General features: G+C 71.1%; 12 protein-coding genes. 2 read left to right on the top strand and 10 right to left on the bottom strand.

From position 1 onward, the window contains the following. Positions 1–21: 21 nt before the first annotated feature. The 6 genes from urtE to uraD all read right to left on the bottom strand — a co-directional run bounded on the left by urtE (position 22) and on the right by uraD (position 6,937). Positions 22–717: an urea ABC transporter ATP-binding subunit UrtE gene (gene urtE, locus M2352_RS18290; protein WP_264665941.1), complete on the bottom strand. Its 696-nt coding sequence runs from the start codon at positions 715–717 to the stop codon at positions 22–24. Positions 718–732: 15 nt separating this feature from the next. Continuing rightward, positions 733–1,485, bottom strand: a complete 753-nt coding sequence (gene urtD, locus M2352_RS18285) for an urea ABC transporter ATP-binding protein UrtD (RefSeq protein ID WP_264665940.1) — start codon at positions 1,483–1,485, stop codon at positions 733–735. Then, positions 1,478–2,614 (bottom strand): urea ABC transporter permease subunit UrtC, encoded by a 1,137-nt coding sequence (gene urtC, locus M2352_RS18280; RefSeq protein WP_264665939.1) that lies wholly within the window; start codon positions 2,612–2,614, stop codon positions 1,478–1,480. The genes urtD and urtC overlap by 8 nt, the downstream gene beginning before the upstream one ends. 4 nt (positions 2,615–2,618) lie before the next feature. Further along, positions 2,619–4,241 (bottom strand): urea ABC transporter permease subunit UrtB, encoded by a 1,623-nt coding sequence (urtB, locus tag M2352_RS18275; protein WP_264665938.1) that lies wholly within the window; start codon positions 4,239–4,241, stop codon positions 2,619–2,621. A 196-nt stretch (positions 4,242–4,437) separates the two neighbouring features. Then, positions 4,438–5,691: an urea ABC transporter substrate-binding protein gene (urtA, locus tag M2352_RS18270; protein ID WP_264666359.1), complete on the bottom strand. Its 1,254-nt coding sequence runs from the start codon at positions 5,689–5,691 to the stop codon at positions 4,438–4,440. Between the two features lie 379 nt (positions 5,692–6,070). Continuing rightward, the gene (gene uraD, locus M2352_RS26510; protein ID WP_319802050.1) at positions 6,071–6,937 is read right to left on the bottom strand and encodes a 2-oxo-4-hydroxy-4-carboxy-5-ureidoimidazoline decarboxylase; all 867 of its coding nucleotides are present in this window, start codon (positions 6,935–6,937) and stop codon (positions 6,071–6,073) included. A gap of 147 nt (positions 6,938–7,084) precedes the next feature. Here uraD and M2352_RS18255 point away from each other — a divergent pair, with 147 nt between their 5' ends. Continuing rightward, positions 7,085–8,365, top strand: coding sequence for a metallophosphoesterase family protein (locus M2352_RS18255; RefSeq protein ID WP_264665937.1), 1,281 nt, complete (start codon positions 7,085–7,087; stop codon positions 8,363–8,365). Next, positions 8,362–11,835 carry a YhaN family protein gene (locus M2352_RS18250; RefSeq protein WP_264665936.1) on the top strand — a complete coding sequence of 1,158 codons (3,474 nt, stop codon included), beginning with the start codon at positions 8,362–8,364 and terminating at the stop codon, positions 11,833–11,835. Before M2352_RS18255 ends, M2352_RS18250 begins: the two co-directional genes overlap by 4 nt. Before the next feature lie 89 nt (positions 11,836–11,924). On the opposite strand, the gene M2352_RS18245 is transcribed toward M2352_RS18250, so the two are convergent. Genes M2352_RS18245 through M2352_RS18230 form a run of 4 tightly spaced genes read right to left on the bottom strand, consistent with a single transcriptional unit; the run spans position 11,925 to position 15,721 of the window. Next, on the bottom strand, positions 11,925–13,970 hold the full coding sequence (locus M2352_RS18245) for an O-linked N-acetylglucosamine transferase, SPINDLY family protein (protein WP_264665935.1): 2,046 nt from the start codon (positions 13,968–13,970) through the stop codon (positions 11,925–11,927). Between the two features lie 4 nt (positions 13,971–13,974). Further along, entirely contained in the window at positions 13,975–14,316 is a 342-nt protein-coding gene (locus M2352_RS18240; protein WP_264665934.1) for a YdbL family protein, read from the bottom strand. Then, on the bottom strand, positions 14,313–14,558 hold the full coding sequence (locus tag M2352_RS18235) for a YnbE family lipoprotein (RefSeq protein ID WP_264665933.1): 246 nt from the start codon (positions 14,556–14,558) through the stop codon (positions 14,313–14,315). The genes M2352_RS18240 and M2352_RS18235 overlap by 4 nt, the downstream gene beginning before the upstream one ends. A gap of 14 nt (positions 14,559–14,572) precedes the next feature. Continuing rightward, on the bottom strand, positions 14,573–15,721 hold the full coding sequence (locus tag M2352_RS18230) for a YdbH domain-containing protein (RefSeq protein WP_264665932.1): 1,149 nt from the start codon (positions 15,719–15,721) through the stop codon (positions 14,573–14,575). Positions 15,722–15,855: the final 134 nt, after the last annotated feature.

Here is a 15,855-nt window from a genome sequence, read left to right as displayed (position 1 = left end):
CCCAAGGGGCGAGCATAGCTCTCAAACGGTCAGGTGACGGCGCACCTCGGACTCGACCATGCCGGCGGCATCGCCCGCAAGCACGATCTCGCCCCGGTCCATCACCGCGAAATGGTTGGCAAGATCGCGGGCGAAGTCGAAATACTGCTCCACCAGCAGGATCGCCATGTCCCCCCGCGCGCCCAGCATGCGGATGACGTTCTCGATCAGCTTGATGATCGACGGCTGGATGCCCTCGGTCGGTTCGTCCAGGATCAGCAGCCGCGGACGGGTGACCAGCGCGCGGGCGATGGCCAACTGCTGCTGCTGCCCGCCCGACAGGTCGCCGCCGCGGCGCTTCAGCATGGATTTCAGCACCGGGAACAGTTCGAAGATCTCGTCGGGGATGGTGCGGTCCTTGCGAGGCAGGGCGGCAAAGCCGGTTTCCAGATTCTCCAGCACGGTCAGGCGCGGAAAGATCTCCCGCCCCTGGGGCACGAAGCCGATGCCGCGGCGGGCGCGCTCGGCGACGGGCAGGCGGGCGATGTCCTGCCCCTCCCACATCACCCGCCCGTGGCGCAGGGATTCCAGCCCCACCACGGCGCGCAGCAGGCTGGTCTTCCCCACCCCGTTGCGGCCCAGCAGGCAGGTGACCGCCCCCTTGGGTGCTTCCAGCGACACGCCGCGCAGGGTGTGGCTGGCGCCGTAGTAGAGATGGGCGTTTTCAACGGTCAGCATGACGCGGCATCCCTCTTAGCGGCCCAGATAGACTTCGATGACGCGCTGGTCGTTCTGCACCGTGTCCAGCGAGCCTTCGGCCAGCACCGACCCCTCGGCCAGCACCGTGACCTTGGCGCCCAGGCGGCGGACGAACTCCATATCGTGCTCCACCACCACCACCGAGCGGTCGCGGTTGATGTCGAGGATCAGGTCGGCGGTCTGTTCGGTTTCGTGGTCGGTCATGCCGGCCACCGGCTCGTCCAGCAGCATCACCGCCGGTTCCTGCATCAGCAGCATGCCGATCTCCAGCCACTGCTTCTGCCCGTGGCTGAGCGCACCGGCCCGCATGGCGCCCTTGCCGGTCAGGCCGATGCGGATGATGGCCGCCTCGATCCGGTCGCGGTCGGCGGACGGCAGGGTGAAGAACAGCGTCGTCCACACCCCCCGGTCGCCCTTCAGCGCCAGTTCCAGATTCTCGAACACGGTCAGGTGCTCAAACACCGTCGGCTTCTGGAACTTTCTGCCAATACCGAGGTTTGCGATGCGGGTTTCATCCAGTTTGCGAAGATCGACCTGCCCATCGAACAACACGTCGCCGTGGTCGGGTTTGGTCTTGCCGGTGATGATGTCCATCATCGTGGTCTTGCCCGCCCCGTTGGGGCCGATGATGGTGCGCAGTTCCCCCTTCTGCAAAATCAGGCTGAGGTTGTTCAGCGCGCGGAAGCCGTCGAAGCTGACCGACACGCCGTCGAGGTAGAGGATCGAGCCTTCGGCCTTGTCATGCATTGTGCTTGCGCGCCACGGGGGCGCCCTCCCGGATGCGGGTGCGGATCTGGCCGGCCAGACCCAGCAGCCCCTTGGGCATGAACAGGGTGACGACGATGAACAGGCCGCCGAGCGCGAACAGCCACACCTCGGGCATCGCCCCGGTCAGCCACGTCTTGGCGCCGTTGACGGCAAAGGCCCCGATGATGGCCCCCACCAGCGTGCCGCGCCCGCCGACGGCGACCCAGATCGCCACCTCGATGGAATTGGCGGGGGAAAATTCACTGGGGTTGATGATGCCCACCTGCGGCACGTACAGCGCCCCCGCCACACCGGCCAGGATGGCCGAGACGGTGAAGACGAACAGCTTGGCCGCCGTGACGTCATAGCCCAGGAAGCGCACCCGGCTTTCCGCGTCGCGGATCGCCATCAGCACCCGCCCCAGCTTGGACGTGACGATGAAGCGGCACAGCAGGTACGCCACCGCCAGCAGCACGGCGGAGGCCACATAAAGCCCCACCCGCGTGCCCGGCGCCTGCATCGGATGGCCCAGGATGTCCTTGAAGTCGGTCAGGCCGTTGTTGCCGCCGAACCCCATTTCGTTGCGGAAGAAGGCCAGCATCAGGGCATAGGTCATCGCCTGGGTAATAATGGAGAAGTAGACCCCGGTGATGCGCGAGCGGAAGGCGAACCAGCCGATGACGAAGGCCAGAACCCCCGGCACCGCCGCGATCATGATCATGGCGAAGACCGGGTTGTCGAACCCCCACCAGTACCACGGCAACTCCTTCCAGTTCAGGAACACCATGAAATCCGGCAGTTCGGCGTTGCCGTAGACGCCGCGCCCGCCGATCTGCCGCATCAGGTACATGCCCATGCAATAGCCGCCGAGCGAGAAGAACGCCCCGTGCCCCAGCGACAGCGCCCCGGCGTAGCCCCATACCAGATCCATGGCCAGGGCCAGCAGGGCGTAACACAGGTACTTGCCCAGCAGGCTCAGCATATAGTCGGGCACGTGGAAGAGCGAGGTGGCCGGCACCGCCACGTGCAGCACCGGGATCAGCACCGCCGCCACGGCGGTCAGGGCCAGGAACACCGGCCAGCCGCGGCGGGATTCCAGCGCCATCAGGCGCGCGATGATCGGACCCATGGGTTCAGGCCTCCGCCGCACGGCCCTTGAGCGCGAACAGACCGCGCGGCCGCTTCTGGATGAACAGGATGATGAAGACCAGCACCAGGATCTTGCCCAGCATGGCGCCGGCGTAGGGTTCCAGAACCTTGTTGACCACGCCCAGCGACATGGCCCCGGCCAGCACGCCCCACAGGCTGCCCACCCCGCCGAACACCACCACCATGAAGCTGTCCACGATGTAGGTCTGGCCCAGGTTGGGGCTGACGTTGCCCACCTGTGACAGCGCCACCCCGGCCACCCCGGCAATGCCGGACCCAAGGCCGAAGGTCAGCGCGTCCACCCACCCGGTCTTGATGCCCATGCACGCGGCCATGGGCCGGTTCTGCGTCACCGCCCGCATCCGCAGACCGAAGGAGGTGTAGCGCAACGCCGCCGCCACCGCCGCCAGCACGGCCAGCGCGAAGATGACGATGGCGATGCGGTTCCAGGTCAGCACCAGCCCCGGAACCGCCTCCCACGCGCCGGTCATCCAGGCGGGGTTGGCGACCTCCTTGTTGGTGGCGCCGAACAGCGAGCGGACCATCTGCTGCAGGGCCAGCGAAATACCCCAGGTGGCAAGCATGGTTTCCAGCGGGCGGCCATAGAGGAAGCGGATCACCCCGCGTTCCAGCGCCACGCCCACGGCCCCGGCCACCAGAAACGCCGCCGGGATCGCCAAAATCAGATAGAGGCCGAACACCGACGGCGGCAACCACGCGCGGAACGCCTCCTGCACCACGAAGGTGGTGTAGGCGCCCAGCATGATCATCTCGCCATGGGCCATGTTGATGACGCCCATCACGCCGAAGGTGATCGCCAGCCCCACCGCCGCCAGCAGCAGCACCGACCCCAGGCTCACCCCCTGGAACAGGTTCAGCGTGACGGCCACCGCGGTTTCCCGCCGCTCGATGGAGGCGGTCAGATCCTTCACCGCCTGCCGCACCGCCGGGTCGGGGTCGTTGGCGAGCGGGGCCACCAGGAAGCGCACCTCCGCCGACAGGATGCCGCTGAGATCGGCCACCGCCTGCAGCCGCTCGGCGGCGTCGGGGGACGCCAGGGCCGAGCGGGCCACCGCGGCCGACAGCGCCGCCTTGACGCCTGCGTCGGTTTCGCGGGCGAGCGCGCCCTTCAGCAGGGCCACCGCTTCCGGCGACGGGTCGTTGGCGGCGGCCTGGGCGGCGGCCAGACGGCGGGCGGGATCGGGGGAGGCCAGGTCCAGCCGCGCCGCCAGCCCGGCCAGGGCCGAGCGCAGCGCGTTGTTGACCGTGATCTTGGTCAGGTCACGGGTGGGGGAGGTGCCGGCATCGGCCCCGGTCAGGGGATCGGTCAGGGCGGCCTCCCGCCCGGTGACGGCGCCGATCAGCACGGCCCCGTCGCTCTTGCGCACGAACAGGGATCCCGATTCCATGGCCCGCAGCACCGCCAGCGCACGGGCGTCGCCGGTGCCGGCCAGCCGTTCGGCGGCGGCGATCTTTTCGGCAAAGCCGTCGGCGGCCAGCCCGGCCAGCGCGGATGAAAAGGTGCTGTCGTCGGCGGCACGGGCGGGTGTTCCGGCCCCGAGCGCCAGCAGAACGAACAGCACCTGCAACAGGCGCACGCACCGCATGGAAACCCCCCATTGTCTTTGAACGCGTGGTGCCGGCGATCCCATCCGGTCACTCGCCATTCCCACGGAAACGAAGGCCCCTTTGCGTGGGAATGGGGACTGAGGAATGTGTCTGGCAAGGCCCCCGGCGGGGCCGCCCCCCTCCCCGCCCCCGCCGGGATGGCGGCGAAGGCGGAAAGGGGGCGTCCGGGGCCGCTTATTTGGCGGCAGCGGTGCCGTACTTGGGCGCGGTGCAGTTGCCGCAGACCCACGGATAGGTCCAGTCGGCGGTCAGCTTGGCGGATTCGGGGATGTAGGGCGACCAGGCGTCGGCCTTGATCGGGCCCTTGGTCTGCCAGACGATCTGGAACTGGCCGTTGGCCTGGATCTCGCCGATCATCACCGGCTTGGACAGGTGATGGTTGGTGTTCATCACGATGTCATAGCCCGACGGCGAGCGGACCTTCTGCCCGTACAGCGCCTGACGCACGGCGTCCACGTCGGTGGAACCGGCCTGCTGCACGGCCTGCGTCCACATCTTGAAGCCGATGAAGGTGGCTTCCATGGGGTCGTTGGTCACGCGCTTGGGATTCTTGATGAAGGTCTGCCACTGCTTGATGAAGGCGTCGTTCTCGGCCGTGTCCACCGACATGAAGTAGTTCCAGGCGGCCAGATGGCCGACGAGGTTCTTGGTGTCGATGCCGGCCAGTTCCTCTTCACCCACCGAGAAGGCGACGACGGGAATGTCGGTGGCCTTGATGCCCTGGTTGGCCAGTTCCTTGTAGAAGGGAACGTTGGCGTCGCCGTTGATGGTGGAGACGACGGCGGTCTTCTTGCCCTGAGAGGCGAACTTCTTGATGTCGGCGACGATGGTCTGCCAGTCGGAATGCCCGAACGGCGTGTAGTTGACCATGATGTCGTCCTTGGCCACGCCCTTCGACAGCAGGTAGGCTTCAAGGATCTTGTTGGTGGTGCGCGGATAGACGTAATCGGTGCCGGCCAGAACCCAGCGCTTCACCGACCCACCGTCGGCGCCCATCAGGTAATCCACCGCCGGGATGGCCTGCTGGTTGGGGGCCGCCCCGGTGTAGAACACGTTGCGGGAGGATTCCTCACCCTCGTACTGGACGGGGTAGAACAGCAGGCCGTTCAGTTCCTCGAACACCGGCAGCACCGACTTGCGGCTGACCGAGGTCCAGCAGCCGAACACCGCGGCCACCTTTTCCTTTTGCAGCAGTTCGCGCGCCTTTTCGGCGAACAGCGGCCAGTTGGACGCGGGATCCACCACCACCGCTTCCACCGGGCGGCCCAGCAGCCCGCCCTTCTTGTTGATGTCGTCCACCATCATCAGGACCGTGTCCTTCAAGGTGGTTTCGCTGATGGCCATGGTGCCCGACAGCGAATGCAGGACACCGATCTTGATCGGCTCCGCCGCCTTCACGGCCCCGGCGGCCAGCATCGCCGCCGCCATGGCGGTGCCGGCGACAAACCCCTTCAGACCCTTTCCCCACTGACCCAGCATCGACTGACCCATTGTTATCCCCTCGCTCGGGTTTTGCGTGCGGACGCTGCATCGCAAAAGGGATGCCAACCGGGGACATAGGGCAAAAGCGGCGGAAACACTTGGGCCTGGGCGAAAGGCAGGCAGGGATTATCCGAATTAATCGCCTAATTTATAGGCAATCATGCCCAAGGAACGACACACGCGCAAAAAATGGGCAAGCAAAGCACACCAAAGCAGGCAGCCTTTTCCATAATTATATTATGGTTATAGGCGCGGCTGTATCCGTTTGACTGACAAATTAATGCCATCAATACGGGGTATAACCAACAATGGCTTTCGATGGAATTTAGCTGCCGCGGTACGTCGAATAGCTCCACGGCGACAGCAGCAGGGGCACGTGGTAATGCTGTTCCGGGTTGGCGACGGCGAAACGGATCGGCACCACATCCAGAAACGGCGGGGCCGACAGGGCGTGGCCGGCGGTCTGGAAATAGACGCCGGCGTGGAACCGCAGCTCATAGACCCCGGCGTGCAGATCCGCCCCGGCCAGGAGCGGCCCATCCACCCGCCCGTCGGCGTTGGTGATGGTGCTGACCAGCACAGTCCCGCCATCCCCCCGCACCAGTTCCACGGGCAGGCCGCGGGCGGGCATCCCGGCGGCGGTGTCCAGCGCATGCACGGTCAGGCGCCCGGTGGGTGCGGGCTCCACCACGGTCAGCAGCCGCATCCCTATGATCTTCGCCACCTCCCCCAGGGCGGCGGCGGTTTCCGCCGCGGGCGTGTTGGTCACGCGGCGGGCATAGGCGGCCAGGATGTGATGCTTGGTGGCGTGGCGCACCGCCAGGATGAAGGGGAAGCCGAACCGCGCGGTATAGGCGGCGTTCAGTTCCTGGAACCGTGCCATCTCCTCCGGCGTCAGGCGGTCCAGGCCGGCGGCGGCCTGTTCGGCGGAGGAGGAGGCGGTCAGTTCCCCCGCCAGCGCCGCCCGCCCGGCAAGATCGGGATGGGCGCGCAGCAGGGCAAGCTGCTGATCCGGCCCCGCAGCGTTGATGGCGGCCACAAGGGCGGCGTGGAGCGCCGTCACCGAGGGAAAGGGCCGATGGGAGAAGGCCATCGCCGCCACCCACGGCGAATGCTCGGCCAGCCCGCCGAACGCGGCGGTGAAACCAACGGCGTCCAGATCGTTCACGGCGTCGAGGGACAGGCGGCTCATGGCATCCTCGGGTTGCTCGGGCGGGGCATCAGCACAGCACGAAATGCCCCTTGCGGCAATGGTGGCCGCTTTGGCGGTTGAACGGAACGGCAACGGCGGGGTAGCCTCCCCGCCACCCCAGGGATTACCGAACCGGGATTTTCACCCGTGCGCTTCATCCACGCCGCCGACATCCATCTGGACAGCCCCATCTCCGCGCTGAAGCCGCGGGGGGGCGAGCCGGCCCGCGCGCTGGCCGACAGCACCCGCCGCGCCTTCACCGCCATGATCGACGCGGCGGTGGACATGGGCGTTGATTTCGTGGTCATCGCCGGCGACCTGTACGACGGCGACTGGCCGCACATATCGACCGGCCTATTCTTCGCCGAACAGATGGTGCGGCTGCATCAGGCCGGCATCCGCGCGGCGGTGGTCAAGGGCAACCACGACGCCGCCAGCAAGATCACCCGCCACATCGCCACCGAAATGCCCAACACGGTGATCTTCGACCACAAGCGTCCGCAGACGGTGGTGTGGGACGATCTGGGCGTGGCGCTGCACGGGCAAAGTTTCGCCACCGGCCCGGTGAGCGCCAATCTGGCCGCATCCTACCCCCCGCCCCGGCCCGGATGCCTGAACATCGGCGTTCTGCACACGGCGGCGGAGGGGCGGCCCGGCCACGACGCCTACGCCCCCTGCACCGTGGGGCAGCTTGCCGCCCACGGCTATGATTACTGGGCGCTGGGCCACGTCCACAGCCGCGAGGTGCTGTGCGAGGCGCCGTGGATCGTCTTTCCCGGCAATCTGCAGGCCCGCCATGTGAACGAGCCGGGGGACAAGGGCTTCACCATCGTCACCGCCGAGGCCGGGGCCATCCGCCGCGTGGAACACCACGCCTGCGACGTGCTGCGGTGGGCGCGGGTGACGGTGGACGCCACCGGCTGCGCCGATGTGGACTCCGTGAACCGCCGGGTGCAGGCGGCCCTGACCGATGCCGCACTGGCCGCCGGCGGGCGGGCGCTGGCGGTGCGGCTGACGCTGGCGGGCGAAACCGTGGCCCATCACCGGCTGGCCGCCGACCCCGAACAGGTGGAGGCCGATTGCTGCGGGGCCGCCGCCTGGACCGGGCATGATGTGTGGATCGAGCGCATCCGGCTGAAGACCCGCCCGCCGGGCACCACGTCTACCACCCTGGACGCCGGCGCGGCGGACGCGCTCGACACCCTGCTGCGCACCATGGCCGATGTGCGCACCAGCCCCGCCCTGCTGGACGGCGTGCGGGCGGACGCCGCGGCGCTGATCGACAAGCTGCCCCCCCTGGCCCGCAAGCACGCGGGCCTGGAGGAGATCGGCGACGATCTTGCCGCCGACATCGTGGCCGAGGCCGAGGCGCTGCTGCTGGCCCGCCTGCTCGACGCCCGCCCGCTCGACGAAGGACGTACCTCGTGAAGATCGAACGCCTGTCCCTGGACTGCTACGGCCATTTCAAGGAAAGGGATTTCGACCTGTCGGGGGATGACGTGCGGCTGCACATCGTCCACGGCCCCAACGAGGCGGGGAAATCCACCACCCTGTCGGCCATCGGCGATTTCCTGTTCGGCTTCCCCCGCAGCACCCCGTACAAGTTCCGCTACGGCAACGACCCGCTGGCGGTCAGCGGCACGCTGGTCAGCCGCGGCGGCGCACGGCTCAGCTTTCAGCGGCGCAAGAAGAACGACGGCAAGATCCTGGTGCGCACCGGCGGCGGCGAGGTGCTGGAGGATGCCGCCCGCACCCTGCCCCCCTTCCTGGGCGACGCCGGCCGGGATGTGTTCGAGCGCATGTTCGGCCTGGACCACGCCCGCCTGCGCCAGGGGGGCCGGGCCATGCTGGAGGACGGCGGCGATCTGGCCCGGCTGCTGTTCGAAGCCGGCAGCGGCCTCAGCGGCGCCATGCGCCTGCTGGACGCGCTGGAGGCGGAGGCGGACGCCATCGCCTCGTTGGGCCGGCAAGCGAAAAGCCGCCGGCTCAATCAGGCCCTGGAAAGCTTCAAGGAGGCCCAGGACCGGCTGAAGGCCGAGGGCCGCTCGGAACAGGAATGGCATCAGGCGCAAAAGGACGCCGCCGCCGCCCGCGCCATCGGGGACGAGGTGGCCGGCATCCTGTCGGACGTGCGCGCCCGCCGCCACCGCATCCACCGGCTGCTGCGGGTGTTGCCGGCCCTGGCGGCGCTGGACGGCGTGCTGGTGGCACGGGCAGCCCTCGGCACCGTGCCCGATCTGCCCGAGGGGTTCGAGGATGACTGGCGTGCCGCCGCCACCGCCGCCACCGGCGCCGCCGACGCCCTGGCCCGCGCGCAAACGGCGTGGGACGGGCTGGCCGTGGAACTGGCCGGCTGCGGCGATCCCGGCCCGCTGCCGGCCCTGGCCGAGGAGATCCGCCGGCTGCACCAGATGGGCGGCGCCATCGCCGGCAGCCGCCGCGAAAAGCCCGTCATCCATCAGGAATGGAAGGCCGGACAGGAGCATCTGGCGGCCCTGGTCCAGGCGCTGGGCCTGCCCGTCCCGGTGGACGGGATCGGGCCGCGCATTCCCTCCGCCCCCCTGACCGCCGGGGTACGGGAGCGGATGGAGCGGCGCAAGGATCTCGCCACCGCCCAGGCCGCCGCCCGCCGCCGCCACGAGGAGGCCACGGCCCGCGCCGCCGCCTCCGCCGCCGCGCTGGCCGAGGCCGCCACCGCCGCCGACCCCGCGGACGCGGCGGCCGCCCTGGACGAGGCCGCCCGGCTGGGCGATACCGCCGAGGCGCTGGCCGCCGCCCGCCAGCGCCAGTCCCTGGCCGCTGCCGCGGTGGACCAGGCGCTGGCCCGGCTGGACCTGTGGACGATGGGGCTGGACGCCCTGGCCGCCGCCCCCTTCCCCGACGCCGAGACGGTGGCGGAGCGGGAGCGCGAACGCGCCGCCCTGGACGATGCCCACACCCGCAAGGAGAGCGGGCGCGACGAGGCCGCCGCCCTGCACGACCGGTTGGCGGCGGATCTGGCGGAGATCGAGGCCGCCGGCTCCGTCCCCACCCCCGACGCGGTGATGGAGGCGCGGCGGGAGCGCGACCGGCTGTGGCGTGCCCTGCGCACCGCCCCCGGCGACCCTGCCCTGCCCGCCCGCTACGAAGAGGCGGTGGCCGCCGCCGACTCCCTGGCCGACCGGCGGGAGCGGGAGGCCAACCGCATCGCCCGTTTCGCCACCCTGTCCCGCCAGCGCCTGGAAGCGCGGATGAAGCGGGACGCGGCGGAGACCGAGCGTGCCGCCATCGCCGCCCGCACCGCGGCGTGGGACCGGGCATGGAACGGCCTGTGGGCGCCCGCCGGCCTCATCCCCGCCGCCCCCGGCGCCATGGCCCGCTGGCTGGGGCGCAAGGACGCGGTGCTGCGGCTGGCCGACGCCGCCCGGCTGGCCGGCGCCGAGGCGGCCGGCGCCGCGGAACGTCATGACCGGGCAGCATCCCACCGCCGGGCCGCGGCCCTGGCGCTGGGTCTGCCCGCCGACAGCAGCGCCGCCGTTCTGCGGGCCGCCGTCGATACCGCCACCAAGCGGCGCGGCGCGCTGGACACGCTGCGCCGGGACCATCAGGCCCATGAACGCGAGGTGGGGGCGGCGGAGCGGGACATGGGCGCCGCCGATGCCGCACTTCAGAAATGGGAGCGGGAGTGGGCGCAGGCCATGCCGGCCCTCGGCCTGCCCGCGGGCGCCACGGTGGCCGAAGCCGCGGCGGCGCTGGCCCTGTGGGACGACATCCGCGCCGCCGTCACCCGCCAGCAGGACCGCCACCGCCGCCTGGACGCTCTGGAGGCCGAGGATGAGGCCTTCGCCGCCGCCGTGACGGCGCTGGTGGCCCAGGCGGCCCCGGCGCTGGACGACCTGGCGGGCCGCGACGGGCTGGAGATCATGGCCGAGGCCGTGCGGCGGCTGGAGGCGGCCCAGACCCGCGACACCCACCGCCGGCAGGTGGACAAGCGCGCGGGCGATGCGAAAACCGCCCTGGACGCCGCCGCCGTCACCGCCCGCGATGCGGCGCAGGCGCTGGATTCCTTGCGCGCCCGCCACGGGCTGGGGCCGGATGACGACGCCGTAACCCTGGCCCGCGCCGCCGCCGCCGTGCGCACGGCGGAACGGGACATCGTCCGCTGCCGCGCCGCCCTGGCCGAGGCCGGCGGCGGCCAGCCGGAAGAGGAGCTGCGGCGGGAAGCGGCGGGTCTGGACCCCGACACCCTGAACGCCCAGGCGCTGGACCTGGACGAAGAGGAAAAGCGCCTGCTCCACCGCAAGGACGAGGCCACCCGCACCCAGGCCCTGACCGACCAGCGGCTGCACACCCTGCGCTCGGCCCGCGGCGGGGGAGAGGCGGAATGGCAGGCCCGCGACGCCGCCCGCGCCATGGGCGAGCACGCCCGCCACTGGATGCGCCTGCGCGCGGCCTCCCTGCTGCTGGCCCAGGCGGTGGAGCGCTACCGCGCCACCAACCAGCAGCCGCTGCTGACGCGGGCCAGCGGCCTCTTGGCCGCCATCGCCGCCGGGTCCGGCAACCCGATCACCGGGCTGGAGCCCGATTACGGCAAGAACAACCGCCCGGTGCTCCAGGCCCGCCGCGCCGACGGCACCACCTGCCTGGTGGATGGCATGAGCGAGGGCACGCGGGATCAGCTTTTCCTGGCCCTGCGCATCGCCGCCATCGAACAGTACGCGGCGGAGAAGGAACCGCTGCCCTTCATCGCCGACGATCTGTTCATCACCTCGGACGACCAGCGCACGGTGCCGGGCCTGCACGCCTTGGCCGAATTGGGCGCCCACACCCAGGTGGTGCTGTTCACCCATCACCGCTCGGTGCTGGACACCGCCGCCGCCTGCCTGCCCGCCGGGGCGGTCCGGGTTCACCGGCTGTGATACGGGTGGGCAAAACCGGGTGATCCCCCTCTCCCGCCCCGGGAAAGGGACTGTTAAGCGGGCGTTGCCGCCCTGAAGGCGCACCCCCTTCACCCCAAGGGTTCAAGCTCGAAACCCTGCGGCCCCTGTCCGCTGCGGTGAAGGGCGGCCATGTGGGCGAAGGCCACCTCCAGCCCGTGGGTGAAGCGGGGTGTGTCGAACAGCGGCGCCCGGTCCCGCTGCCGCGCCAGCCGGGCACACAGGGCGGCCCGTTCGGCGGCGTCATGCCCCAGCCGGATGGCGGCGGCGCGGTAATCCTCCGCCGTCGCCAGCGCCAGGTCGGGCAACCCCACCGCGTGCAGCAGGCTGGCGGCCACCCGCGCGGCGAAGCCCGGACCCAGGTGGGTCAGCACCGGCAGCCCGGCCCACAGGGCATCGCTGGCCGTGGTGTGGGCGCCCACCGGGTGGGTGTCGAGGAACAGGTCGGCCAGGGTGAACAGCCCGAGATACGCCGCCAGGGGGCGGCGGGCGGCGAAGACCAGCCGATCACCGTCCACCCCGTGGGACCGGGCGGCGGTGCGCAGGGACTCCATGGCCGGGGCCGGCCCGGCCAGCAGCCACAGCACCGACCCCGGCACCGCCCGCAGGATGTCCATCCACAAGGCGAACCGCACTGGCGTGATCTTATAGAGCGCGTTGAAGGCGCAGAACACCACCCCGTCCGCCGGCAGGCCGCAGGCCGCCCGCCCCAGCGGCGGGGTAATGGGGCGGGTGCGGTCGTTGGGCTGGTAGCAATGGGGCAGCCGGACGATGCGCTCGCGGTAGCCGGATTCACACCCCGGCGGCGTCACGATGGCATCACCGATGATGTAGTCGATGAAGCCAGCCCCCATGGTGCCGGGATAGCCCAGCCATTGCACCTGCACCGGGGCCGGGCGGTGGGCCGGGATCTCGGGCCGGGCACCCTGGGTGAAGCCCTTCAGATCGATCAGGATGTCGATGCCGTCGGCGCGGATCTTGCGGGCGGCGTCGGCGTGGGACAGGGCGGCGATGTCGTGAAAGGCGTCGAACCCCCGCCGCAACCGCGCCCGCATCGGCCCGCCGTCGTCGGGGCCGTAGGAATAGGCGGCCACGTGGAACCGGCGGCGGTCGTGGCGCTCGATCACCTCGGCCAGCAGGACGGCGGTCGCGTGCTCGTGGAAATCGGCGGACAGGTAGCCCAGCCGGACCGTTCCGTCCGCTACGCGGGGAGCGGCAGCGGGCAAGGGCGTCACGGTGCGGGTACGCCACGCGGCGTACGCCTCGGCGCACGCCCGTTCCGCCGCCGGCCCCGCCCCCTGGCCCAGAAAGATCCACGGGTGGATCTGGCGGGAGGTGCCGGCCAAGCCGGTCAGCCGGCGCGACAGCGGCTCCAGCCCGTCCCAGCGGCACAGGTGGCGGCGCTGCTGCACCAGTTGCGCCAGCACGCCGCCCTCGTCGGAAAGCCCGGCATTGAGCGCGCGGGCAAAGGCGGCCAGCGCCTCCTCCCCCCGCCCCAGATCCTTCAACGAGACACCCAGGTTGGCGTGGATTTCCGCCAGCGCCGGGGCCAGGGCCGCCGCCGCCCGCCACAGGGCCACGGCGCGGGCGTCATCCCCCCGGCTGCGGGCCACCCCACCCAGCCCGACCCACGCCGCCGTCAGGCCGGCATCAAGGGTGAGGGCGCTGCGGAACGCCGCCTCCGCCGCGTCCAGCCGCCCGAGATCCCGCGCCACGGTGCCCAGGTTGGCGACGGCGGGGGCGAAGCGGGGCATCAGCCGTGCGGCCTCGCCGTAATGGCCGGCGGCCTCCTCCAGCCGTCCGCCAGCCTGGAGCAGCACCGCCAGATTGAAATGGATGCCGCCGAAATCCGGCAACCAGCCCAGGGCGGCGCGGTGGTGGGCCTCCGCCTCCGCCACCCGGCCCCGGCGGCGCAGCCCCTCGGCGAAGTTGCTGCGGGCCACGGCCTCCTCCGGCGTGCCGGAGCGGTTGAGGGCGTCGAGGGTGGCGCACAGGCCGGTCAGCGCCGCCTCCACCGCCGGGTCGGCGGCCAGCACGGCGCGGTAGCCGGCCAGAGCCGCGTCGAACCGCCCGGCGGCGCGGTCGGCCTCCGCCTGCATCAGGGACGGGGCGGGCACCGGGCTATTTCCGAATCCACTGGCCGTCGGCGCCCATCACATACTGGCCGGCGGGGGTGCGGGCGATCAGCTCCTTGCCCGCCAGCGCCTGCACCGAATCGAGCGCCGTGCCGTTCTGGGCGGCAATGGCGCGGTAACGGGACAGACGGGCGGCGTTTACCGTCCCCACCAGGGTTTCCACCGCGGCGGGCGCACCGGGCCGGGCGGCCACCAGCCCGTCGGGCCGCTCCCCCGCCTGCCCCGCCGCCTTGGCCGCGGCCAGGGCGTCGTCGGCGTGGGCCGGGGTGGCGAGGGACAGCAGCGCCAGGGCGGCAGCGGCGGCGATGCGCCGGAACGTCGGTGTCATGACTTTTCCTTTCCCTTGACCGCGGGGGCCACGGTGGCGGGCGGCAGGCCGAACAGGGCCGGGTCGCTGCGGATGGCGTCGTCCAGATCCCGTTCCACCTTCACCCGCACCTCCTGTTCGATGCGGATGTTCAGGTTGATCTCGATGGGCTTGTCGGGAACCTCCACCTTCACCGTGGGCGTGCAGCCGCCCAGCCCGAAGGTGAGCGTCACCGCCGCCAGACCCGCATATCCGTACCGCACCGTTTCCCCCATCCTCATTGCCCCTTGGGTTTCGCCTGCCGGGCCGCCGCCCCTTCCCCCAGCCGCTGAGGCAGGCGGTAGGCGTCGATCCCCCGGCGGAGCACCCGGTCCAGCGCCCCGCTGAGATTAAGGGTCAGCGCCACCGGCGTGCCATCATAGAATGCGGGATTGGCGCCGCGGATGACCAGCCGGGCGGCCATCTCGTCCCCCAGCGTGCCGTCCAGCAGCATCTCCAGCGTCTCGTAACGGAAATCGCTGAGCGCCTTCAGCACCGCTCCCACCGGCGTCTCCCCCTCCGCCTGCAGCGCGCCGCGGGGCGCGCGGGCGGGGTCGTAACGGATCAGGCCCGGCTCATCGGCGGCGAGTTTGCCGCTTTCGATGCGCAACTGCTCGCCGTGCAGCACCATGGGCACCCGGCCCGACAGGGCGCCCGTGCCCTCCAGCCCCGGCACCTCGGCCAGGGCCAGCACCGCGGCCACGTCCACCCCCACCACCTCCAGCGTCAGGGCGGCGGCGGGGCCGTCGGGGCTGATCACGAAGGGGCGGGTCAGCAGCCGCCCGCCGGCCCACGCCGCCTCCACCTTCGTCACCGGAATCTTGCCGTTGCGGCGCAGGCCGAACACCACCTCCGCGTCGGTCAGCACGGTGCCGGCGTCCACCCGTTCGGCGGTCAGCGCGGTGTCGTCGGGAATGGCGGGGGGATTGAGACCCGACAGCGGCACCCGCCCCGACAACCCGGCCACATCCAGGCCCGCCGCCTGCCCGGCGGCACCCGTGATGGTGGCCTCCCCCTCCCCGTCCAGCCGTCCGCCGGTCCAGACGATGGTACCGCCGTAGGTCAGCCGCCCGGCGGCGGCCCGCAGGCCCCAGGCGGGGGGAAAGGGCACGGCGGCGAGATCGGGGACGGCCACCGACAGCCGCACCTTGCCATCCCGCAGCAGATCGGACCACGGATGGTCCACCGCCACGGTCACCGGCTGCCCGCGCCAGCCATCGGGGCGCAGGGTGACGGCGGTGCGGGACAGGCCGGTCTCGGCCACGGCGGCGGTCATGCCGGGCCAGCCCGCCGCCGCCAGCCCGGCCTCCACCCCTGCTGCCAGCAGAAAGGGCCACAGGGCCACCAGCACGCCCAGCCAGATCAGCACGAAGACCAGCCGCAGCATCCGCCGCCAGCCCCGTCGCCCCTGTTGTCCTGTGGTGCGGTTCTTCGCGCGCAACGGTTCCCCCGGCTTGGCCCAAGCTCCGGTTCTGTCGTGGTTGGTATAGGGCGAATGTGTCGGGATGGGGGCGGGGATAC

Source organism: Azospirillum fermentarium (assembly GCF_025961205.1).
GTDB lineage: Bacteria > Pseudomonadota > Alphaproteobacteria > Azospirillales > Azospirillaceae > Azospirillum > Azospirillum fermentarium.
The sequence above is the reverse complement of the archived record's forward strand: the minus strand, read 5'-3'. Positions and strand labels throughout refer to the sequence as shown.

Bases quoted from the DNA above. Each gene is read 5' to 3' on its own strand.
- uraD (WP_319802050.1), bottom strand. From the start codon at position 6,937: ATGAGCCGCCTGTCCCTCGACGCCGTGAACGATCTGGACGCCGTTGGT.
- urtA (WP_264666359.1), bottom strand. From the start codon at position 5,691: ATGGCGGCGGCGATGCTGGCCGCCGGGGCCGTGAAGGCGGCGGAGCCG.
- M2352_RS18230 (WP_264665932.1), bottom strand. From the start codon at position 15,721: ATGCTGCGGCTGGTCTTCGTGCTGATCTGGCTGGGCGTGCTGGTGGCC.
- urtE (WP_264665941.1), bottom strand. From the start codon at position 717: ATGCTGACCGTTGAAAACGCCCATCTCTACTACGGCGCCAGCCACACC.
- M2352_RS18240 (WP_264665934.1), bottom strand. From the start codon at position 14,316: ATGACACCGACGTTCCGGCGCATCGCCGCCGCTGCCGCCCTGGCGCTG.
- urtC (WP_264665939.1), bottom strand. From the start codon at position 2,614: ATGGGTCCGATCATCGCGCGCCTGATGGCGCTGGAATCCCGCCGCGGC.
- urtB (WP_264665938.1), bottom strand. From the start codon at position 4,241: ATGCGGTGCGTGCGCCTGTTGCAGGTGCTGTTCGTTCTGCTGGCGCTC.
- urtD (WP_264665940.1), bottom strand. From the start codon at position 1,485: ATGCATGACAAGGCCGAAGGCTCGATCCTCTACCTCGACGGCGTGTCG.